Genomic DNA, 19,914 nt, shown 5'->3' on the forward strand with positions numbered 1-19,914 from the left:
CCCGCGAACTGTGTCGTCGTTTGGTCGTCTCCGCCGTTGCAGATGAAACAGTCCCCCTGGTGATACGACCTATCCGGCCGCCGTCGCGTTCACTGCTGTCGACCCCGTTTCGTTCGTGGTCGCCACCGGTTCCGTCGCTCCGGCCTGATTCCACTGGAGTCGGACCTGTCCCAGCAGGGGGACCCGTAGCTCCGCAGTCCCGACGACCCAGCCGGGTTTGACCGGCTCGCTGATGGGACTGGACCCGACCTGATCGTACCGGCCGTTGTTGTCGCCCTTGGTGATGAATCCGGTGTGGTCGGCCGGACAGGAGGTGAGCTCCTCACAGCTGTCGGCACTCCCGATGTAGTTCTCGTTCGCCCGGTCGTACCAGTTCTCGTCTTCCTCGACCCACAGCATCGCGCGGTGGATGATCGGCGTCTGTCGGCCGTTGCCGTCGGGCTGGTACACGATGACATCGCCCGGGCGCTGGAACTTCCGGTAGCTGTCGTCGCTTGCCGCCGTGACGACGCCGTGGTGGTCGCCCGGCCCGGAGAACCGCTTCTCTTCCATCACGAACACGAGGTCGCCTTCCTTGATGTGGGGGTCCATGCTCGGGCTCTCGATGGCGACGAGCGGGGGCCAGACCCCGCTGATGGCAAACAGCAACGCGCCGACGAGCAGGACTGAGCCGGCGCTACTGACGATATCGGTCACGTACACCATGCCTCCCGGTCTCTCGGATTCGGCCCCGTCCGACGACCGACTGTCTGGCCCGGCCATTCGTACCGCGAATACTCGGAGGCGACCAATCAACTTTCTGTTGTCGGACCGAACGCTGTGCCCCGGTTCGGTCAGGTCACCGCCTGCGTTGGCCCTTTCGCGACCGGTATCGACGGTGACGCGCTCCATAGCTGGGACGGCTGTATCCGAATGAATCCGAGCCGCGGGATTCGGTAGGCACCGGTACCGACGACCCACTCCGGACGCACGACAGTGCTCGCTCCGGTCACCTGGTCGTACCGACTGTTGGTGACCTCGTTGTCGCCCTTCGTGATGAATCCGCCATGCGGCGCCGGGCAGTTCCGGAGGTCGTCACAGCCGTCCGCGCTCCCGACGTACTCCGGGTTCGCCCGGTCGTACCAGTTCTCGCCGGCACCGACCCACAGCATCGCGCGGTGGATGACCGGCGTTCGCCGCTCGTTGCCGTTGGGTTCGAAGACGATGACGTCGCCCGGGCGCTGGAAGGTCCGATATTCCGACTCAGTACCGGCGGCTGCCGTCACAACGCCATGGCGAGCGTCCTGGCCGGGGAACCGCTCCGCGTCCATGATGAACACCATGTCACCGGTCTCGATGTGCGGTTCCATGCTCCCGCTCTCGATGGCGACAAGCGGGGGCCACACCCCACTGACGGCAAACAGGAACGCCCCGACCAGCACCACCGCCCCGACGCTCGTTCCGATATCACGGAGGTACAGGCCGAAACGAAACGGGGGGCTTGCCTCCACAGACTCGTCTGTACCGTCCGGAGGCGTCCTGCTGGTCGACCCGTCCCGGCCCATTCTATCTCGGATTGCCGACAGCGGCGTATCAATCTTGTGACGGCTGCCGGTCCGCTATCCTTTTGCCCGCAGACACGGAGTGTGGAACGTGCCCCTCGAGACGCCGGCACGCATCGTCAGCGAACTCGCGAGCCGCGGCTACAACGCCGAGCGCGAGGCAGTGACTCGGATCGCCGACACGCCGGACCCGGCGACCACACTGGAACGCGCACTCGAAACGCTCCCCGACGAGGCGCTGAAGCTGACGACCGATCACGTCGAATCTGTGATTGAAGCGACAGACGGCACCGAGAGCAAGACGAATCCCGAACCTGGCGCTGGAGACGGAACTCCCGGCGCTTCGCCCCAGCCACACCCCTCTGTTTCAACTGGAACGAACGTCGACACAGCGACCGACTCGGGCGGGTCGGTTCCACCTGAAACAGGGGGGTCACGGGACGTCGACGCATCCCTGCGGGCCATCGAGGTCGCAAACGACATGACCGGCAACTCAACCGGGACCGGCGAGTACTCGGATTTCGTCGCTGTCTTCCGGGACCGCTACGAGAAACTGGCAGGCAAACTCCGCGGCAGAGTGAACCACCGGCCGACCGACGCCATCGAGAACATGGGTGGCGGCAGCGAGGCCGCGCTCATCGGGATGGTCTCGGATATCCGTTCGACCGCCAGCGGGCACTGGCTGGTCGAACTGGAAGACACGAACGGGACCTTCCCCTGTCTGGTGATGAAAGACCGCCCCATCGCCGACCTGGTCCAGCAGCTGCTCATGGACGAGGTCATCGCCGTCGAGGGGACGCTGGCCGACGACGCCGGCATCCTGTTCGTGGACTCGCTGTACTTCCCGGACGTCCCCCGGACCCACAGCCCCTCGACCGCCGACCGCCACGTCCAGGCGGCGCTCATCTCCGACGTCCACGTGGGCAGTCAGGAGTTCATGGAGGACGCCTGGCACCGCTTTACCGACTGGCTCCACACGCCGGAGGCCGAACACGTCGAATACCTCCTCATCGCCGGTGACATGGTCGAGGGCGTCGGCATCTACCCCGAGCAAGACGAGGAACTGGACATCGTCGACATCTACGACCAGTACCGCGCGTTCTCGGAGTATCTCAAGGAAGTTCCGGGCGACATGGAGATCCGGATGATTCCGGGCAACCACGACGCCGTTCGGCTGGCCGAGCCCCAGCCCGGCTTCGACGAGGAACTCCGGGACATCATGACCGCCCACGACGCCCAGGTCCACTCCAACCCCTCGCTGGTCACCGTCGAGGGCGTCACAGTGTTGCTGTACCACGGCGTCTCGCTCGACGAGGTCATCGCCGAACTCCCGGACGAGGAGGCAAGCTACGAGGAGCCACACAAGGCGATGTACCAGCTCCTGAAGAAGCGCCACGTCGCGCCTCAGTACGGCGGCCACACCCGGCTTGCCCCAGAGGACCGCGACTATCTGGTCATGGAGGAGGTCCCCGACGTGTTCCACACCGGTCACGTCCACAAGCTCGGCTGGGGGGAGTACCACAACGTGCTCGCGCTGAACTCCGGGTGCTGGCAGGCCCAGACCGAGTTCCAGAAGAGCGTCAACATCGACCCGGACGCCGGCTTCGCGCCGATCTTGGACCTGGATACGCTTTCGATGACGGTCCGGAAGTTCAGCTAAACCACCTTTTTCCGCCTCGGGTGCGCTCCGCGCACCGCTCGGCGCAAAAACGTGGGCGAAAAAGGCCGGTCGCTCACTGCGTTCACGACCGGTGAAACCGCGCGCCGCCGGCCCGCGGTATGCTACTACCACTCACGCCAGCAGGCCTGCCCTTCCCCGGGTCGCTCGGGCGCGACAGTCGTCGCGCCACTCGCTTCCGGCCCGGACACTCCGATATATGTTCTCCCAGAAGTACGATACCGATGCTACCGACCGTCCAGGCCAGAATCCGCGTAAAAACGCCCCGAAGAATCACCGGTATCTCGTAGCAGAGGCGGGCCTGACCGATGGAGTCGCAATTAAGACCCGTCAGGTGAAAGCGGAGAGTATGAGTGACGACCAAGACCACGGATTCGAAACCGACGCGCTGCACGTCGGGCAGGAAGAGCCGGACGCCGAGACCCGCTCGCGCGCGCCGCCGCTGTACCAGACTACCTCCTACGTCTTCGAGAACGCCGAGGACGCGGCCAAGCAGTTCGCACTGGAGAAGCCGGGCCACATCTACTCGCGGCTGATGAACCCCACCGTCGGCATGCTGCAGGAACGGCTGGCGGCGCTGGAGGGCGGCGTCGGCGCGGTCGCTACGGCCTCCGGGATGGCGTCGCTGAACCTGGCGACGTTCCTGCTTGCCGACGTCGGCGACAACGTCGTCACGGCGTCGTCGCTGTACGGCGGGACCTACACCTACTACACACACACCGCACCGCGCAACGGCGTCGAGACCCGCTTCGTAGACACGCTCGACTACGACGCCTACGCCGACGCCATCGACGAGAACACGGCCTACGTTCACTGTGAGACCATCGGCAACCCGGCGCTTGTCACGCCCGACTTCGAACGGCTGGCCGATATCGCCCACGACCACGGCGTCCCCTTCTTCGTGGACAACACCTTCGCGACGCCGTACCTCTGTAACCCGATCGAGCACGGGGCCGACCTGGTCTGGAACTCGACGACGAAGTGGATCCACGGCCACGGGACGACCGTCGGCGGGGTTCTCGTCGACGGCGGCTCGTTCCCGTGGGAGGACCACGCCGACAAGTACCCCGAAATCGCCGGCGACAACCCCGCGTACCACGGCGTCAACTTCCGGGAGCGGTTCGGTGACGCGGCCTTTACCTACGCCGCTATCGCCCGCGGCCTCCGTGACCTGGGCTGTCAGCAGTCCCCCTTCGACGCCTGGCAGACGATACAGGGCCTGGAGACGCTGCCCGCGCGGATGGACCGCCACTGCGACAACGCCATGGGCGTCGCCGAGTTCCTCGCCGACCACCCCGAAATCTCCTGGGTCACCTATCCCGGCCTCGAAGACCACGAGACCCACGACGCCGCCAGCGAGTACCTCGACGGCGGCTACGGCGGCATGATAACGTTCGGCCTCGAAGCGGGGTACGACGCCGCCCGGACGACCGTCGAATCGACGGAGATCGCCTCCCTGCTTGCCAACGTCGGCGACGCGAAGACGCTCATCATCCACCCGGCCTCGACCACCCACCAGCAACTCACCGACGAGGAAAAGGCCGCCGCCGGGGTCACCGACGACATGGTCCGTCTCTCCGTCGGTACCGAGTCCGTAGAGGACATCAAAGCCGACCTCGACCAGGCCATCGGCCAGGCAACCAACTAACCAAAGACGAAACATTCTACGGACTATCTGTGGACGTCCGTATCAAAGAACCGCAATAATCATCCTATTCACTAGGCTTATTACGAGAGAGGTTCACGTATTCAATGAACCGTCGCCGGTGGCGAGCACGCGTCGGTTCACGCTCAACCATAATCTGTCATTGGTCCGACAACGAATGCTCGCATCCGTGGGGAGCGTGCCACTCCCTGTTTTCGGTTCCGAACCTGTCTACCCGTAGCGTCCGGCACTGCGAGGGGCGAACACGGAGACTGCGCTACAGAATCTCTTCGGCTTCCAGCAGCTCGTACAGCTCGTCCATCGTCTCGACTGTCTTGTCACACGACGGCGCCACGGCCGGCTTCGGGTTGAAGCCGATTGCCAGGTTCGCGACTTCGAGCATCGGCAGGTCGTTGGCGCCGTCGCCGACGGCGACGGTCGTGTCCCGGTCCTCGCCGGTGACGGCGGTAACGACCTCCATCGCGTCGTCTTTCGTCCCGGAGATGAGCGGCCCGCGGACCTCGCCGGTGAGTCTGCCGTCCTCGACGAGCAGCCGATTGGCGACGATGGCGTCGACCTCGACCCCCTCCGTTTCGAGTGCAGCCTCGACGCCGCGCTCGAACCCGCCGGTGAGGATGGCGACGTAGACGCCGGCGTCCCGCAGGGCTTCGATGACCCGCGCCGCGCCGGGTCGCAGGGCGACCTCGTCGAAGGCCGCCTGGGCCTGCTCGTCGGGGAGGTCCTCCAGCAGCGCACACCGCTTTCGGAGGCTCTCTGCGTACTCGATCTCGTTGTTCATCGCGCGCTCGGTGATGTCGGCCATGTCCCCGGCCGTCCCGTTCTGGCTCCCGAGCAGGACCGTCATCTCCGAGTCGGAGAGCGTCCCGTCGAAGTCGAAGGCGACTAGCATTGCCCCCGAGTTTCGCGTGGAGGGTTTCAAAACATCCGGTTTGCGGTCGGTCACTGCTGCAGGTAGGTCACAGCCACCTCAGGGCTTTGGCGGCGGCCGTCGTAGGTGTCGGCATCCACTTTTTGTGCGTTGGGTTGCCTCGCTCACAGGGCTCACTTCGGCAACCGCTTGCACAAAAACCTGGGGAAAAAGCGGGTTCTCGCTACGCTCGAACCCGTACTCAGGGCTTCGGCGGCGGCCCGTCGTAGGCGTCCATGTCCTGATAGAAGTTCAGCATCGCGAACTTGAGCTTCTCGGGGCCGATATCGACCATCTCGCGGCGCTCCTCCGGCGGGAAGGTCCCGCGGACGGCGTAGTCGTGCATCTCCATCTCGGCGGCTTCGGTGTAGCGCTTGTCAAGCAGGATGCGCGCGCCGAAGTCCTCGGGCGAGCGGACCACGCGCCCGAGGGCCTGTCTGGTCTTGCGAATTGTCGGAATCTCGACGGCGTAGCGCCAGCCCGCGTCGTCCCCGTCCTCGCCGAATGCCGTGTCGTAGGCGTCCTGGACGGCGTCCATGCGGTCGTCGAGGTGCGGGTAGGGGACGCCGACGACCACGACGGTCCGGGCGTCGTCGCCGTCGTAGCTCACGCCCTCCCCCAGCGTCCCCCACAGCGAGGTGTAGAGGACGCCGTCGTCGCCGTCGGTGAAGGCTTCCCGGAGGTCCCGTGCCTGGGTTCCCGGCTCGTCCAGGTACCGCGTCGCGCTCACGGCGGTCATGTCGTGGTAGCGCTCGGCCTCGCTGTAGGACGGACAGAACACGAGCGTATTTCCGGGCGTGAAGCGCACGATGTCTTCGAGCGTGCGGGCGATGCGCTGCTGGGTCTGTGGGTCGTCCCGTTCGCTGGAAAACAGCGCGGGACCGTCGACGGCGTAGGTCCGGCGGCGCTCCTCGGGGAACTGTGCACCGTAGGCCATCGTCACCGGGTCCTCGACGCCGACCACGTTCTCGGTCACGTCGAAGGGCCGCAGCGTGGCGCTCATCAACACGGCGGCGTGGAGGTCGGAAAACAGGTCACGGGTGACCTCCTCGGGGATGCAAGTATACAGCTCCGCGCGGCCGTACACCTCGTCTGTCGTCTCATCACGGCGGACGCTGACCACGGGATACTGGCCGGTGTCGTCCGATTCGTCGAGCCAGTCGGCGATGAAGCCGGCGGCCTGGAGGGTCTGACACTCCTTTCTGGTATCCAGGTCGCCTTCCTTGAACGCCTTCTGATAGCGTGCGTCGAGGTCCCGGCCGAGTTCCAGCGCGCGGTCCAGTTCGTCGTGAAACCCGGGGCCGGTGTACCCCTGGAGGAAGGAAAGCGTCAGGTCGTCCTTCCGGTCGTCGTTGGCGATGGTGATGTCGTCCCAGTGCTCGTCGACGGCCTCGCGGCCGCCGAACTCGAAGGCGTCCTCGTAGGCCTCGACGAGGGCGTCCCGGAACGTCCCGATGACGTTGGCCGCGGCGTCGGTCCGGGCGTCCTCCTCGCCGTCGAGTTCCTCTATGGCCTGGTCGAGCGTGTTCTCGGTGAGCGTGCGCCGGGCGTGGTCGCGGGCGGCCGACTCGACGTTGTGGGCCTCGTCGAAGACGGCGATGATGTCCTCGGGCTCGCGGCCGATCCAGTGGAAGAACTGCTCGCGGATAGTCGGGTCAAGCAGGTGGTGGTAGTTACACACCACGAGGTCGACGCCGTCCATGCCCTCTTTCAGCAGTTCGTAGCCGCACATCCCTTTCCGGTGGGCGTACTCGTACACGTCGTCGGGCGTCCGAACGTCGTCGAACAGCCACGCGTAGAACTCGCTCGTGTCGACGGTGAGGTTCCGGTAGTAGTGGTCGCAGGTCGAGCGCTCGGTCTCGATCTCCTCTCGCTCGTCCTGCAGGTCGCGGAGCTCTTCGACGACTGCGTTGCGGGCCTCCATCGCCTCGCTGTTGCCCGCCTGGCCGTCCGAGAGGAGTTCCCCCTCGCGCTGTTCCAACTCGGCGATGTCGCTCTCTACGTCGACCAGGTCACGGGTCGTGTCACGTAGCGCCTGGCACTCCTCGTAGTCCACGTCGATGTGACACATCGACCCTTTTCCCCGGAAGACGACCGCTCGCAGGCGCTCCTGGTCAGTGATCGCTCTGGCGTCCTCGACGAACTGGCGCATCTGCTGGTGGACGTTCGTCGTGATGACGACGGTCTTGCCCGTCTCGCGGGCGTGTTCCAGCGCGGGGACCAGCGACGCGAGCGTCTTCCCGGTCCCACACGCCCCTTCGAACAGCACGTCACGCCCCTCCTCGAGCGCGTCGTATATCGTTCCCATCGCCTCCTGCTGATGGTCGTACGGCTCCTCGAAGGGGAAAAACCGCATGTAGCCGTCGTCCGTCGTTGCCACGTGCCCCGATTGGCCGTTCACCGGCAAAAGGGTTCGCCCCCACAGCTACTTGCCGCGAGCGCCCCTCCTGGAACACATGTGGCGCGTCACGCTCGCCGTCGGTATCGCGCTTCTCGCGGGCTGTTCCGGCTTCCTCCCGGCCGGCCCGACGGCGGGCGATAGCGACCCGGTGACGCCGGCGCCGGTTCCCACTAGCTCGGCGGACGCGACGGTGGCGGTCCCGACAAGCGACGGGACGGTCGACGTGGACCGACTGCTCGACCGTCACGAGCGGGCGCTTTCGACCCGGAGCTTTCACCGACACGTCGAACAGGCGGGCCCACAGAACACGCTCGACGTCTGGCTAGACCGGGAGCGGGGGGTGTGGCGCGTCCGGCGGCGGTTCGGCCCGATATCCGACGACGTGGTCCTCGCCGACGGGACGGTGTACACCAACGTCCGGGACGACCCCGATACCCCCTACGCCGCTACCCCTGCAACGTCGAACACGTCGCTGGTCGCCTCGCCGGCCGGGGTCAACCTGCTCCGAGGGCTCCTGTCAAACACCGAGTACCGGCAGGTGGACTCCTTCAGGTGGAACGGGCGGCCGGTCGCCGTTCTGACCCCGACGGAGACAGCCGCGAACGGGTCCAAAATCGAGCTGTCGCAGCTGTACGTCGACCGGCAGGGGGTCATCAGATACGTCGAGCACGCCGAACGGCGACCGGACCGGCCGGACATCGACACGACGATGACGGTCACGACCGACATCGACCGCGTCCCGATTCCATGGTGGCTGGAGGAGGACGACCCCTACAGTTCCGGCTCGATGTAGACTTTCCTGATGTCGCCGTTGGCGTCCTGCATGGCCGATTCGAGGGCCGTTATCTCGTCGTCCATCGACTCCGCGTCGAGGGCCGAACCGAACCGCAGGTCGGCGAAGACGATGACCTCGTTCGGACCGAAGTAGACCGTTCGGAAGCCGATTATGTCATCCACGTACTCGTTTTGCATGACGACATCACGGAGGCGCTGCTCCTCGTCCATCGGGAGACTTTCCCCCAGCAGGAGCCGCTTGTTCTCCCAGGCCAGCGCCAGGGCAAAGCCCATCAGCATAATCCCGATGAGCAGCGCGGAGATCCGGTCGAAAAAGGGGTTGCCGGTCTGCTGTTCGAGGAACAGGCCGACCAGCGCGATGACGATGCCGGCGAGCGCGATGGTGTCCTCGGTCAGCGCGGTCAGCGTCGTCACGTCGCTCGTCTTGCGGAACGCCTCGCGGTAGCCCGACCAGTCGTTGCGGTCTATCTGGCGTTGCATCTCGGCGCGAGCTTTCACCAGCGCGTACGTCTCGAAGGCGAAGGCCCCAAGGAGGACGGTGTAGTTGACCCACAGCGGGTCCAGCCAGGCCGGCGGGGTAAAGGAGATGAACAGGAACTCGACGGCCTCGCCGGCGTGTCCCCCGCCGCCGTGACCCCCCGAAGTCAACTGACTGTACCCGTGTTTCGCGCTCTCCCAGCCGGCGATACCGAATAGGAACACGGAGACCAGAAAGCTATAGAAGAACTGCGCCTTGCCGTAGCCGAAGGGGTGGCGACGGTCACGCTCCCGCTCGCTGAACCGGATCCCGATGAGCAGGAACACCTGGTTTCCGGTGTCTGAAATGCTGTGGTACGTCTCCGACAGCATCGCGGCACTCCCCGTCAGGAGGAACCCGAAGAACTTCAGAATCGCAATCGCGCCGTTGGCTATCAGTGCGGCGATGACGACTGACTTGCTCCCTGCCATTATTTTTCCGTCACAACCGTCACGCAAAATGCTTCTGGATTTATACCTGGCTCCACTACCGCCGGTATGCTCGCTGTCATCTCCGATACCCACGGGACCGACGACCATCGACTGACGGGCCGGACACTCCAGGCTGTCCGCGAGGCCGACCACGTCCTCCACGCGGGCGATTTCATGACCGAACAGGTTCTCGATGCCATCGACGCCGAGTGTCGAGAGCTGACCGGCGTCGTCGGGAACAACGACAGACCGGCGGTCCGCGCCCGACTCCCCGACGTTGCGACCGTCTCCTGGGAGGGGCTGACGTTCGTCGTCGTGCACGGGCACGAGCACACCGAGACCGCCCTCGGGATGCTGGCCCGGCAGGAAAACGCCGACGTCGTCGTCGTCGGGCACTCACACAGACCCGAACTGACTGACTTCGGCGGCTGGACGCTGGTCAACCCGGGCAGCTACGCCGACCCGCGGCGCTATCAGCCGGCCCACGCGGAACTGGACGTCATGGCCGGCGACGTTCGCGTCCGCCTTCGCTCACCGGACGGGACGCCGCTCTCGACTACTATCATCGAACGATGAGCGCACCGTAGCTTCTGGTCGGTGTTTTATCTGTATTTTCTGAGCGAATGCAGCAGCGATGGTTACTGGCGCAGATACCACAGCGCCGCCATGCCCGCGACGACGAACGCGCCGCCGGCGAAAAACGCCAGCCCCGGCGGAATCGCAGCGGCGGCGGCCTCGGCACCGCCCTGTGCGGCGGTATCGAGCGCGCCCGCGGTGGCCTCGAAGCCCCCGTCGGTCACGGTTACGTTCTCGCCGTAGAAACTCGGGTCCCGGCCACCGGTGTCTGCACTCCCCGAAGACACTGTCGGGCCGCCAAACAGCGACCCCACCCCGCTCCCGAACACCTGCTGGACCAGCAGACTGGCGAAGGCGATGATACCGAGACCGCCGATGATGTTCGCCAGCGCCGCCCGAAGCCCCGAGGTCTCCTGTTCGTCACCGGCACAGATGACGAGCGGCTGGTTGGCCGGCGCGAACACGTCCATCTCGCGGCCCTTCTCGGAGTACGCCGTATCGACGACCTCGACTGCACCGGCGTTCTCGAGTTTCTTCAGGTGGTACTGCGCGTTCTGTAGGGACGTATCCACCCGGTCGGCCAGCTCGGACGGCGGTGCCGGCTCCTTGTTTAGCTCTGACAGTAAGTTTCGCGCTGTCTCTGCCGAGAGTGCCGACAGCACGTCGTCCGCATCATCACTGTCGACACCGATGACTCGGGGTTCGGCGTCCGGGGTCGCCGGGTCCCGAGAAGGCAGCAACGACATGACTGGTTGTATGTTCTATGGGATTATGAGTCTTTGCCAAAGCACAGCGTTCGTTGTAGCTATCGGTCAAACCCGCATTTTACCCTCCCAAATCGCTGGGTAGCCGCCCGAAAGCGCGGTTCCCGAAAAGATTTATCTGTCGGCTGGATAACTGTCAGTATGGCCGACCCGCTCACGTACGCGCTCCTCGCTGCTGTGCTCCTGTTTTTCTTCTTCATGTATCTGATGCTCCGGCGGACCTTTCAGGGGTTCAAAGAGGGGCTCCAGCAGAGCAAGAAGAAGTAGCCGGGAGGGCAACGGTTAGGGGCCGCCGGCGGTGCCTATCTGTATGGACCCACGTATTCGCGAACACGCAGAGGTCATCGTCGACCACTCTATCGACCTGAGTGAGGGCGACAACCTCGTCATCGACGCCCACCCGCAGGCCGAGAACCTCGTCATCGCGCTGCACGAATTCGCCGCCGACCGCGGCGCCAACCCGCTCGTCGTGCAGGACCGCCTCGGCGAGCGGTTCCGCCGCGCCTATCTCCGGAACCGGGCGGAGTTCGAGACGCCGAGCCACGTCGAGGCCCTGTACGAGGAGATGGACGCCTACATCGCTATCAAGGGCAGTGACAACGTCACCGAGACCAGCGACGTGGACCCCGAGACGACGGCCGCCTACCAGCAGTCCCAGCAGCCGCTGTTGAACGAACGGCTCTCGAAGACCTGGTGTCTCACGCAGTACCCCGCGCCCGCCAACGCCCAGCTCGCTCAGACCTCCACGGAGGGGTACGAGAACTTCGTCTGGGACGCCGTCCTCAAGGACTGGGACGCCGTCCGCGAGCACCAGGCCCAGATGGTCGAGATTCTGGACCCCGCCGACGAGGTCCGCATCGTCTCCGGGGAGACGACGGACGTGACGATGTCTATCGCCGGCAACGAGACGCTCAACGACTACGGCGAGAAGAACCTCCCCGGCGGCGAGGTGTTCACCGCACCGGTCCCCGACAGCGTCGAGGGCGAGGTGCTGTTCGACAAGCCGCTGTACCACCAGGGTCGGGAGGTGACCGACGTCAGCCTCCGGTTCGAGGACGGCGAGGTCGTCGAGCACAGCGCCGGCAAGAACGAGGCCCTCCTGAGCGAAGTCCTGTCGACCGACGACGGTGCGAGCCGACTCGGCGAGCTCGGCATCGGGATGAACCGCGACATCGACCAGTTCTCCTACAACATGCTGTTCGACGAGAAGATGGGCGACACCGTTCATATGGCGGTAGGACGAGCCTACGAGGAGACCGTCGGCGAGGACAACGAACAGAACGAGTCGGCGGTCCACGTCGACATGATCGTCGACATGAGCGAGGACTCGTTCATCGAGGTCGACGGGGACGTCGTCCAGCGGGACGGGACGTTCCGGTTCGAAGACGGATTCGAGGGCTGAGATCGTCGCTGTGGGTGTCTGTCCGGGGCCTACGTACCGAACGCGAACGGAGTGAGCGTTCGGCATTTTCATCGACGTTTTTCGAGGAGTGGTCGCCGGAGGCGACCCGACGATGAAAAAGGTCGGTCGACATGAGCGAGGACTCGTTCATCGAGGTCGACGGGGACGTCGTCCAGCGGGACGGGACGTTCCGGTTCGAAGACGGATTCTGTCCTCTCACGCTGGACAGGAAGCTTATGATGCCCGACGGGGTACGTTCAGGTATGAGTGAACAGCGGTCCCTCCCCGTCCGGGCGGTGTGGTTCCTGCTCGTCGGCTGGTGGGTGACTGGCATCTGGCTCTCGGTCGCGTGGTTCCTGAACGTCACGATCATCGGCATCCCGCTGGGCATCAAGATGATAAACAAGGTGCCGCTGGTCCTGACGCTCAAGCGACGCAACCGCCTCGTTGAGGGGACTAACGGGGGGTCGCAGTACTCGCTGCTCGTCCGCGCGGTCTGGTTCGTCCTCGTCGGCTGGTGGGCCAGCGGCGTCTGGACCGGCGTCGCGTACGCGCTGACATTGACAATCGTCGGTCTCCCGCTGGCGATCTGGATGTACAACCAGCTCCCCTTCGTCGTCTCGCTGTACCAGTACTGACCCGGCCGGCGTCAATCCAGGTACGGCTTCTCGATGTCCGTTTCGATGGGAATGAGCGCGTTTATGCGACTGGTGATGCCGTCGAACAGCGTGATAAGCGGCGAGAGCACGCGCTCGACGAGCCGGACCGGCGATGCGACGGTCAGCGCCCAGTCCTGGGCGTTGCCGAGGCCGAACGCCTTCGGCACGATCTCGCCGAAAATCAGGATGAGGAAGCTGGTGACGACGGTGGTCGCGACGACCGCCGGCCCCGGCGAGAGATAGCTTGCGACGAGGACGGTGATGATGCTCGAAATCGCGATGTTGACGATGTTGTTCCCGACAAGCAGCGTCACAAGCAGGCGGTGTGGATTGTCGTACAGTTCCTGTAGAACCTGGGCGCGTCGGTCGCCCGTCGCCGCCTGTTGGGCTATCCAGTCCTTCTGTAGCGAGAACACTGCTATCTCCGAACTGGAAAAGAACGCGCTCAACCCGAGGAGCAAGACCACAGCGAGTCCGCCGCCGACTGTCACAATAGGGCCACTCATATGCTGTCTTCAGCCAGACGGTGCAAGAAGCCGTCGACGCGGTCTGAGGCTCCACGGACTGACCGATGCGGCGAAGGATACTCGACGCTCCAGCCCATTGTGACAGTATGCCACTCGGTCAGGTGGAACTGGCGTTGCGCGTCATCGCTGGCCTGTTCGTCATCGTCGCGCCGACGCTGCTGTTTCTGGGGCTGTGGCGCGGCCTCGAAGCGATGCGTGACGACGAACTCATCGAGCAGGTCACCCAGCGCGCCGAGACCATGGACCGCTCGGGGGCAGGGCGTGACCGCCCGGTCGACGTACTCACCGACGGTTCGGCGTCGCCGTTATCGGAGACAGACCTGTCAATCGTGACCTGTGGTGCCTGTGGCACGCCGAACATGCAGGACGCATCGTACTGTCAGGAGTGTCTCACGGAACTCGAGTAGTCAGTCGAACTCCCCGCTCTCGCCGACCTGAATCGCGAGCGTCGGCTCGGCCCGTTCGGCGCTACAGTCGAGCCCCTGCTCGACGGCGTAGGTCTGTGGCGCCGTCCGATTCGGGTCTATCGGCAACTCGGTGGTGAGAGTGTACGACCTGGTTGTCGAGCCCCCGATAGTATCTTCGTCCCACTGGGCGTCGGTGGCTACGTACACGCCCTCCCGGGGATGGTCCGTCGGCCCCACCAGACAGCCCGACAGCGTCGGCAGCGCCAGCGCCCGCAGGAACGGCGACGGGTTCGACGCGGTGACCGCCCCGATCTCCCGGGTCACGTACGGGTACCCGCCGGGACCCTGCCCCGCGTCCGGCACCGACACGGTGACCGAATCGCTGGTCTCGACACCGTAGGTCACCCCACCGGTCAGCGCGTCGGCACCCACGAGGACGCCACTGACGAGCAGGAGGACGCCGAGTGCGACTGCGGCCGTTCGCCGCGACGGCGTCGGGATTCCCTCCCGCAGTGCGTACCCGAGACCGACGAACAGCGCCGCCGAGGCGGCAAGCAGTAGAAACGTCCCCGTCTCGCCGGGTCGATACCGAACGACGACGTAGCCGACGAAGACAACGTAGGTCACCCCGCTGAGGGCGAACGCGACCACGTCGAGGACGTCCCGTTCGACCGCCACACCCGCGGTGAAAGCGGCGACGAAACCCAGCAACAGCAGCGCCGCCTTCACCGTTATCGAGAGGTCGAACACTACGTCCCGGATGAAATACAGGAGGGCGGCCGCGGCGAACAGGACGCCGAGCGCGTACAGGAGTTTGCCGCTGTCGATGGCAAAGCGCATGGAGGGTCACCGGCTGTTCGCTCGACTGACAGATAAAGCTCCGCCAATCCACCTTTTTCGCATCGGGTTCGCGCTACGCGCGACCCGCTCTCTGCTCACGGCGACTTCGTCGCCGGTCGCACGGTCAGCGGAACCGAGGGTTCCGTTCGACTTGAAACACGTGGGCCCTCACTCCGTCCGGTCCGGTGAAACGGCTCGCGTCGCTCATGGGTCACTCCGTTCCCCGTTCGCATCGAGGGTTCGCACTGCTCACCCTCGCATCGCTCGCCGCACAGTCAGTCGTCGGCGGTGGCTCGGTCGCCGCTCGCGCCGCCCGACAGCGGCGTCCGCTCGACGACCGTCCCGTCGTAGGTCGGGTACTGTTCGACGATCTCGCCCTTCTCGATGTCGCCTTCCTCGACCATCTCCTCCAGCAGCCACCAGGCGAGTTCGACGTGGTCGGACTTGACGGTGTAGTACTCCTCGGGAACGCCCAGTGCCTCCAGTCGTGCTTCGGAGGTCCAGGCCTTTCCGTAGACGAGCGTCCCGTCGTCGGTCACGTCGTCGAACTCCCGGCGGATGTTGCGGGCCATCCGCTTGAGCCGCGAGCGGTGCTGGGCGGCGTCTTTGAAGACGCTCGTACAGAAGTACACCTTCTCGTGGTCGCCCATCGTCTCCAGAATGTCGTGGGACCCCTCGACGGCGCTCATGTGGTCCTCTTTCAGTTCGAAGCCCTCCTCCTGCATCCGGCGGTAGTTCCCGTCGGACATCTCGAACTCGTTGATGTTACAGAAGTCCGCCGCGCCCTCGTCCAGAAAGTCGAGGAACTCCTCTTCGGCCCGGATGCCCGGAATCTCGAAGGCGGGGGTCAGTCCCTCCTCGCGAGCGATGTAGAGGATGTCCTCCCACTCGGTCCCGTGGAGGTCGCCCCACTGCTCTAAGGGCGGGTGGAAACGGATCTCGTCGAGGCCGGCCTCCGAGAGGCGGCGCATGTTCTCGCGGCCGCCGGGGATGCCGGTGTAGAGGTGGGTGTGGTGGTCCTCGCCGAACTCGTCTTTCAACAGTTCCAGGTAGTGACAGGTCCGGTCGAGGACTTCCTGGGGTTCGCCGCCCGTGATAGACGTGCCGAGCGCGCTCATGCGCTTGGCCTCCTCGATGACGTCTGTGTCGTCCTCGATGGGCCGCTCGTTGGCGTACATCTGGGTGACGTTCTTGCGGTTCTCCCCGAGGGGACAGTAGAAGCAGTCTCGCTGGTCGCAGTAGCCGTAGACGAACAGCACCATCTTGCCGCCTTTGGCGCACTGTTCGCAGCCCTCGGAAATCATTGTCTCTAGCCACCGCTCCCAGCGGGAAAAAGCGTGCGCATCGGGCCTGGCGTGGGATGGGACGGCATGGGTCGTCTCCCTGGCTGTCCTGCCAGCCCGGCGCTCTTATCCGGCTTCCCGACCCAGGAGTGCGTATGACAGACACCGGGGCCGGTATCACCGGGTCCCGCCGCCGCCGTGGCCTCGCGGTCGTCTTCTTCGTCGTCTTCCTGGACCTGCTGGGCTTCGGTATCATCATCCCCATTCTCCCCTTTTACACCCGCACGTTCCCGGGCGGGACGGAGTTCGTCATCGGGCTGCTGGCTGCTTCCTACTCCGCGATGCAGTTCGTCTTCGCGCCGCTTCTGGGCTCGCTGTCGGACCGCGTCGGCCGCCGTCCGGTGCTTGTGGTGTCGCTGTGTGGCTCCGTCGTCGCGTGGACGGTGTTCGGGCTGGCCGACGCGCTGTGGCTCCTGTTTCTCTCCCGGCTGCTGGCCGGCGCGATGGGGGGCAACCTCTCGACGGCCCAGGCCTACGTCGCCGACGTGACGCCGCCCGAACGGCGGGCCGCCGCCCTGGGCTTTATCGGGGCCGCGTTCGGCCTCGGGTTCATCTTCGGCCCCGGCATCGGCGCGGTGTTGAGCTTCGACGCCACGGTCGCCGCCGTCGACAGACTCGTGCCGGCAGCTGTGCCGATAACCCGGTTCTCGCTCCCGAGCTTCGCCGCCGCGGCCGCGAGCCTGGCCGGCGTGCTCGTCGCCCTCCTGTTCCTCCCGGAGTCCAGAACCGTCTCGGAGACCACAACAGCGACCGACCGCACCTCGTCGATTACCCAGCTCCGGACGGCGGTGGCGACCCCCGGCCTCCGCCCGCTACTCGCGGCCTTCTTTCTGGTCTCGTTTGCCTTCTCCGGCGTGCAGGTGATGTTCGTCCCCTACGTCGCCGACATCTACGGCTACACCGCGGCCCAGAGCGCGCTCCTGTTGACCTACATCGGCGTCCTCGCGGTCATCACCCAGGGGGTCCTCGTCGGCCGGCTCTCGGCCCGCTACAGCCCGGTCCGGCTCTCGCTTTTCGGGACCGGGCTGCTCGTCGTCGGCGTCGGTGCCATCCCGGCTTCGCGGGCCGTCGGCTCGGTCCTGCCAGACCTGACCGTCCTCGTCCCGTTTCTCACCGCCGACCTGCTCGGCCTCCTGGTCGTATTGACACTGTTGCCGCTCGGCAACGGCATCCTCTCGGTGACGCTGACGGCGCTGGTCTCCCAGCGGGCCAGCGCGGCTGTCCAGGGGAGCGCCTTCGGTATCACGCAGGGCGCTGGCAGCTTGGCCCGGACCGTCGGCCCGCCGGTCATGGGCGGGCTGTACTTCGCCGTCGGCTACTGGTCGCCCTTCGTGTTCGGCAGCCTCCTGCTGTTCCCGGTCCTGTGGCTCGTCGCCAGACTGGGCGTGACACAGGAGCCCTACGAGCCGCGGCCGGCGGACCCGGGCCATGTCAGATAGGGACCGCTTTGAATTGGCTGGGGTCCGTTTCGTGTGTATGGATGACGAGGAGACAGACCCGGTCGGTGGGGCGCTCCCGAAGGCAGAGACGCTCGACGACAGGGTGCTGGGATACAGCGAGACGGCTATCCGTTACGTGGAGGTCGTCGCGGCGCTGGTCCTGGTTCTGCTCTTCGCTATCGGCGTGTTCGACCTGGGCCTCCAGATATTCCAGAGCGCCGTTCGGGGGGATATCACCGATCCGCTGGTCGTCGTCGGTTTCATCGACACCGCCTTGCTCCTCTTCATTATCGTCGAGGTGTACCAGACCGTCGTCGCGTACACGCAGGAGAGCGAAACCCGGCGCATCGTCCGGCTGGTCATCTACACGGGCGTCATCGCGATGGTCCGGAAGGCCATCATCTTCCGCACCGGCGAGTACGCCTCCGAGCAGGCCGCGTTCGTCGCGGCAGCGGCGTACACGCTAATCATTCTGGGGCTTGCCGCGCTGCTCCTCGTCGAACGGCGGACACGCGGAGCGCCCTCGGACTCAGGGTGAAACAGTCCCGAAAGAAGTTAAACACAGACGGCGTAGCGCCGATAGATGCTGCTGGTGCTGTGTATCGACCTCGACGACGACCTCGGCCGCAAGACCGGCATCGAGACGCCAGTCATCGGGCGCGACGCCGTCGTGGACGCAGCGGTGGCGCTGGCCTCGAACGACCCGGAGGACTCCGACGTGAACGTCCTGTTCGAGGGCGTCCACATCTACGACGGCATCACCGACGAACCGGTCGAAGTCGCGGCCGTCACCGGCGTCGACGGGAGCGACATCGCCGCCAACCGGGCGGTCGGCGAGGAGGTCGACACCGTCCTCGCGTCGCTGGCGGCCAGCGAGGACGTGCGGGCGCTGCTGGTCACCGACGGCGCACAGGACGAGTCGGTCGTCCCCGTCATCCGCTCGCGGGTCCGCATCGACGGCGTCCGCCGCGTCGTCGTCCGGCAGGCACAGAACCTCGAATCGATGTACTACACCATCAAGCAGGTGCTCGACGACCCCGAGACCCGCGGGACAATCTTGGTCCCGCTGGGCATCCTCCTGCTCATCTACCCGCTGACGATCGCCGTCGAAGCGCTGGGGTATCCCGGCTCCGCGCTGGGCGTCATCTCCGGTTTGCTTGGGCTCTACATCCTCGCGCGCGGGCTCGGCGCCGAGAAGATACTGGACGAAGCGGTCGAGCGAACGACGGCCGGGCTGTACGCCGGGCGCGTGACGATCATCACCTACGTCGTCGCGGCCGCACTGCTCGCCATCGGCGGCGTCAACGGCGTCCAGGAACTCGAACGCCAGACGGACCCCGACGCCCTCGAAGTGATCGCGTCGCTGGTCTCGGGCGCGATTCAGTGGTTCGCCGCCGCCGGTATCACCTCCAGTCTCGGCCGCGTGACCGACGAGTACCTCGACGGGAGCTTCCGCTGGCGGTATCTGAACGCCCCCTTCTACGTCCTCTCGATCGCCGTCGTGTTGCACGCCGTCAGCGCCTTCTTCCTCGGGGTCCGGGACCTGGAGTACCTCGCGGTGATGCTCACCGGCGGGACGCTGCTGGGCCTCATCAGTACGCTGGCTTTCGCCGTCGCAGAGGCCCGTTTTGACCGCCCCGAACAGCACAATCAAGGCCCCGGCGGTCCCTCGTCGGAGTGATGTACGTCTCCCGTGCCGTCGAGAGTCTGCGTGTGGACCCCATCGAGGGCGAGCCCGTCGACCTGGTCCTCGAAACGGCCCCCGACGCCGACCCCGAACGCGTCGCCGCGGCCGCGGCGGCCGCCGGCGCGACCGTCGAGCGCCACCTCCAGTTCGACGACCTCCTGATCTCGACCACGCAGGACGAACTCGACGCTCTCTGCAATCTGGACGGCCTGACGGCGATACAGACCGGCAACGTGAACGCTATCACGACGGTCGATGACGTCGAGGAAGACCTCGACCACGGTGACTGACCGGCGACTGTGTTTCGCATTTCTTTTGTCACCACCGGAAGTAC

General features: G+C 65.5%; 21 protein-coding genes. 12 read left to right on the plus strand and 9 right to left on the minus strand.

The genetic code is table 11. The features are described from left to right. Positions 1-69: 69 nt before the first annotated feature. Both KZ498_RS03900 and KZ498_RS03905 read right to left on the minus strand, forming a co-directional pair. Positions 70-705, minus strand: coding sequence for a S26 family signal peptidase (locus KZ498_RS03900; RefSeq protein WP_312617352.1), 636 nt, complete (start codon positions 703-705; stop codon positions 70-72). A 128-nt stretch (positions 706-833) separates the two neighbouring features. Then, positions 834-1,544: a S26 family signal peptidase gene (locus tag KZ498_RS03905; protein WP_312616965.1), complete on the minus strand. Its 711-nt coding sequence runs from the start codon at positions 1,542-1,544 to the stop codon at positions 834-836. Between the two features lie 88 nt (positions 1,545-1,632). Here KZ498_RS03905 and KZ498_RS03910 point away from each other — a divergent pair, with 88 nt between their 5' ends. Both KZ498_RS03910 and KZ498_RS03915 read left to right on the plus strand, forming a co-directional pair. Then, positions 1,633-3,201, plus strand: coding sequence for a DNA-directed DNA polymerase II small subunit (locus KZ498_RS03910; RefSeq protein WP_312616967.1), 1,569 nt, complete (start codon positions 1,633-1,635; stop codon positions 3,199-3,201). A gap of 367 nt (positions 3,202-3,568) precedes the next feature. Then, positions 3,569-4,867 (plus strand): O-acetylhomoserine aminocarboxypropyltransferase/cysteine synthase family protein, encoded by a 1,299-nt coding sequence (locus tag KZ498_RS03915; RefSeq protein ID WP_312616968.1) that lies wholly within the window; start codon positions 3,569-3,571, stop codon positions 4,865-4,867. 274 nt (positions 4,868-5,141) lie between these two features. Here the strand turns inward: KZ498_RS03915 and serB are convergent, their stop codons facing one another. Together serB and KZ498_RS03925 are read right to left on the minus strand one after the other, a co-directional pair. Continuing rightward, complete coding sequence (serB, locus tag KZ498_RS03920) at positions 5,142-5,774, minus strand: phosphoserine phosphatase SerB (protein WP_312616970.1); 633 nt, start codon at positions 5,772-5,774, stop codon at positions 5,142-5,144. 220 nt (positions 5,775-5,994) lie between these two features. Then, positions 5,995-8,172 (minus strand): ATP-dependent DNA helicase, encoded by a 2,178-nt coding sequence (locus KZ498_RS03925; protein ID WP_312616972.1) that lies wholly within the window; start codon positions 8,170-8,172, stop codon positions 5,995-5,997. 76 nt (positions 8,173-8,248) lie between these two features. On the opposite strand from KZ498_RS03925, the gene KZ498_RS03930 reads away from it, so the two are divergent. Next, positions 8,249-8,986 (plus strand): hypothetical protein, encoded by a 738-nt coding sequence (locus KZ498_RS03930; RefSeq protein ID WP_312616973.1) that lies wholly within the window; start codon positions 8,249-8,251, stop codon positions 8,984-8,986. Here the strand turns inward: KZ498_RS03930 and KZ498_RS03935 are convergent. Beyond that, positions 8,965-9,936 (minus strand): cation diffusion facilitator family transporter, encoded by a 972-nt coding sequence (locus tag KZ498_RS03935; RefSeq protein WP_312616975.1) that lies wholly within the window; start codon positions 9,934-9,936, stop codon positions 8,965-8,967. The genes KZ498_RS03930 and KZ498_RS03935 overlap by 22 nt on opposite strands. 66 nt (positions 9,937-10,002) lie before the next feature. Here KZ498_RS03935 and KZ498_RS03940 point away from each other — a divergent pair, with 66 nt between their 5' ends. Continuing rightward, the gene (locus KZ498_RS03940) at positions 10,003-10,512 is read left to right on the plus strand and encodes a metallophosphoesterase (protein WP_312616976.1); all 510 of its coding nucleotides are present in this window, start codon (positions 10,003-10,005) and stop codon (positions 10,510-10,512) included. 62 nt (positions 10,513-10,574) lie between these two features. Here the strand turns inward: KZ498_RS03940 and KZ498_RS03945 are convergent, their stop codons facing one another. Beyond that, on the minus strand, positions 10,575-11,258 hold the full coding sequence (locus KZ498_RS03945; RefSeq protein ID WP_312616977.1) for a helix-turn-helix domain-containing protein: 684 nt from the start codon (positions 11,256-11,258) through the stop codon (positions 10,575-10,577). 159 nt (positions 11,259-11,417) lie between these two features. Here KZ498_RS03945 and KZ498_RS03950 point away from each other — a divergent pair, with 159 nt between their 5' ends. The 3 genes from KZ498_RS03950 (at position 11,418) to KZ498_RS03960 (ending at position 13,316) form a co-directional block, all read left to right on the plus strand. Next, the gene (locus KZ498_RS03950) at positions 11,418-11,543 is read left to right on the plus strand and encodes a hypothetical protein (RefSeq protein WP_312616978.1); all 126 of its coding nucleotides are present in this window, start codon (positions 11,418-11,420) and stop codon (positions 11,541-11,543) included. A 43-nt stretch (positions 11,544-11,586) separates the two neighbouring features. Further along, positions 11,587-12,678 (plus strand): aminopeptidase, encoded by a 1,092-nt coding sequence (locus KZ498_RS03955; RefSeq protein WP_312616979.1) that lies wholly within the window; start codon positions 11,587-11,589, stop codon positions 12,676-12,678. Between the two features lie 263 nt (positions 12,679-12,941). Further along, positions 12,942-13,316, plus strand: a complete 375-nt coding sequence (locus KZ498_RS03960) for a YccF domain-containing protein (RefSeq protein WP_312617354.1) — start codon at positions 12,942-12,944, stop codon at positions 13,314-13,316. A gap of 11 nt (positions 13,317-13,327) precedes the next feature. Here KZ498_RS03960 and KZ498_RS03965 read toward each other — a convergent pair whose 3' ends face one another. Further along, positions 13,328-13,843 carry a DUF21 domain-containing protein gene (locus KZ498_RS03965; protein ID WP_312616980.1) on the minus strand — a complete coding sequence of 172 codons (516 nt, stop codon included), beginning with the start codon at positions 13,841-13,843 and terminating at the stop codon, positions 13,328-13,330. Between the two features lie 107 nt (positions 13,844-13,950). Here KZ498_RS03965 and KZ498_RS03970 point away from each other — a divergent pair, with 107 nt between their 5' ends. Next, complete coding sequence (locus KZ498_RS03970) at positions 13,951-14,271, plus strand: zinc ribbon domain-containing protein (protein WP_312616981.1); 321 nt, start codon at positions 13,951-13,953, stop codon at positions 14,269-14,271. On the opposite strand, the gene KZ498_RS03975 is transcribed toward KZ498_RS03970, so the two are convergent. Together KZ498_RS03975 and KZ498_RS03980 are read right to left on the minus strand one after the other, a co-directional pair. Beyond that, a complete protein-coding gene (locus tag KZ498_RS03975) occupies positions 14,272-15,111 on the minus strand; it encodes a DUF1109 domain-containing protein (protein WP_312616983.1) in 840 nt (279 codons plus the stop codon). It lies immediately after the preceding gene. A 275-nt stretch (positions 15,112-15,386) separates the two neighbouring features. Beyond that, entirely contained in the window at positions 15,387-16,415 is a 1,029-nt protein-coding gene (locus KZ498_RS03980; RefSeq protein WP_312616985.1) for a radical SAM protein, read from the minus strand. A 134-nt stretch (positions 16,416-16,549) separates the two neighbouring features. Between KZ498_RS03980 and KZ498_RS03985 the strand changes: the two genes are divergently transcribed. From KZ498_RS03985 to KZ498_RS04000, 4 genes are read left to right on the plus strand one after another with little or no spacing between them, the layout of a single operon-like run. Then, positions 16,550-17,893, plus strand: coding sequence for an MFS transporter (locus tag KZ498_RS03985; RefSeq protein ID WP_312616987.1), 1,344 nt, complete (start codon positions 16,550-16,552; stop codon positions 17,891-17,893). 37 nt (positions 17,894-17,930) lie between these two features. Then, positions 17,931-18,431: a phosphate-starvation-inducible PsiE family protein gene (locus tag KZ498_RS03990; RefSeq protein ID WP_312616989.1), complete on the plus strand. Its 501-nt coding sequence runs from the start codon at positions 17,931-17,933 to the stop codon at positions 18,429-18,431. 45 nt (positions 18,432-18,476) lie between these two features. Next, complete coding sequence (locus KZ498_RS03995) at positions 18,477-19,574, plus strand: DUF373 family protein (protein ID WP_312616990.1); 1,098 nt, start codon at positions 18,477-18,479, stop codon at positions 19,572-19,574. Then, on the plus strand, positions 19,574-19,870 hold the full coding sequence (locus KZ498_RS04000) for a hypothetical protein (protein ID WP_312616991.1): 297 nt from the start codon (positions 19,574-19,576) through the stop codon (positions 19,868-19,870). The genes KZ498_RS03995 and KZ498_RS04000 overlap by 1 nt, the downstream gene beginning before the upstream one ends. Positions 19,871-19,914 lie beyond the last annotated feature (44 nt).

Source organism: Haloarcula sp. 1CSR25-25 (genome assembly GCF_032027985.1).
In the GTDB taxonomy this organism is placed as follows: Archaea; Halobacteriota; Halobacteria; order Halobacteriales; family Haloarculaceae; genus Haloarcula.

Bases quoted from the DNA above. Each gene is read 5' to 3' on its own strand.
- KZ498_RS03990 (WP_312616989.1), top strand. From the start codon at position 17,931: ATGGATGACGAGGAGACAGACCCGGTCGGTGGGGCGCTCCCGAAGGCA.
- KZ498_RS03955 (WP_312616979.1), top strand. From the start codon at position 11,587: ATGGACCCACGTATTCGCGAACACGCAGAGGTCATCGTCGACCACTCT.
- KZ498_RS03930 (WP_312616973.1), top strand. From the start codon at position 8,249: ATGTGGCGCGTCACGCTCGCCGTCGGTATCGCGCTTCTCGCGGGCTGT.
- serB (WP_312616970.1), bottom strand. From the start codon at position 5,774: ATGCTAGTCGCCTTCGACTTCGACGGGACGCTCTCCGACTCGGAGATG.
- KZ498_RS03965 (WP_312616980.1), bottom strand. From the start codon at position 13,843: ATGAGTGGCCCTATTGTGACAGTCGGCGGCGGACTCGCTGTGGTCTTG.
- KZ498_RS03975 (WP_312616983.1), bottom strand. From the start codon at position 15,111: ATGCGCTTTGCCATCGACAGCGGCAAACTCCTGTACGCGCTCGGCGTC.
- KZ498_RS03935 (WP_312616975.1), bottom strand. From the start codon at position 9,936: ATGGCAGGGAGCAAGTCAGTCGTCATCGCCGCACTGATAGCCAACGGC.
- KZ498_RS03945 (WP_312616977.1), bottom strand. From the start codon at position 11,258: ATGTCGTTGCTGCCTTCTCGGGACCCGGCGACCCCGGACGCCGAACCC.
- KZ498_RS03940 (WP_312616976.1), top strand. From the start codon at position 10,003: ATGCTCGCTGTCATCTCCGATACCCACGGGACCGACGACCATCGACTG.
- KZ498_RS03970 (WP_312616981.1), top strand. From the start codon at position 13,951: ATGCCACTCGGTCAGGTGGAACTGGCGTTGCGCGTCATCGCTGGCCTG.
- KZ498_RS04000 (WP_312616991.1), top strand. From the start codon at position 19,574: ATGTACGTCTCCCGTGCCGTCGAGAGTCTGCGTGTGGACCCCATCGAG.
- KZ498_RS03900 (WP_312617352.1), bottom strand. From the start codon at position 705: ATGGTGTACGTGACCGATATCGTCAGTAGCGCCGGCTCAGTCCTGCTC.
- KZ498_RS03905 (WP_312616965.1), bottom strand. From the start codon at position 1,544: ATGGGCCGGGACGGGTCGACCAGCAGGACGCCTCCGGACGGTACAGAC.
- KZ498_RS03995 (WP_312616990.1), top strand. From the start codon at position 18,477: ATGCTGCTGGTGCTGTGTATCGACCTCGACGACGACCTCGGCCGCAAG.
- KZ498_RS03960 (WP_312617354.1), top strand. From the start codon at position 12,942: ATGAGTGAACAGCGGTCCCTCCCCGTCCGGGCGGTGTGGTTCCTGCTC.
- KZ498_RS03915 (WP_312616968.1), top strand. From the start codon at position 3,569: ATGAGTGACGACCAAGACCACGGATTCGAAACCGACGCGCTGCACGTC.
- KZ498_RS03950 (WP_312616978.1), top strand. From the start codon at position 11,418: ATGGCCGACCCGCTCACGTACGCGCTCCTCGCTGCTGTGCTCCTGTTT.
- KZ498_RS03980 (WP_312616985.1), bottom strand. From the start codon at position 16,415: ATGATTTCCGAGGGCTGCGAACAGTGCGCCAAAGGCGGCAAGATGGTG.
- KZ498_RS03985 (WP_312616987.1), top strand. From the start codon at position 16,550: ATGACAGACACCGGGGCCGGTATCACCGGGTCCCGCCGCCGCCGTGGC.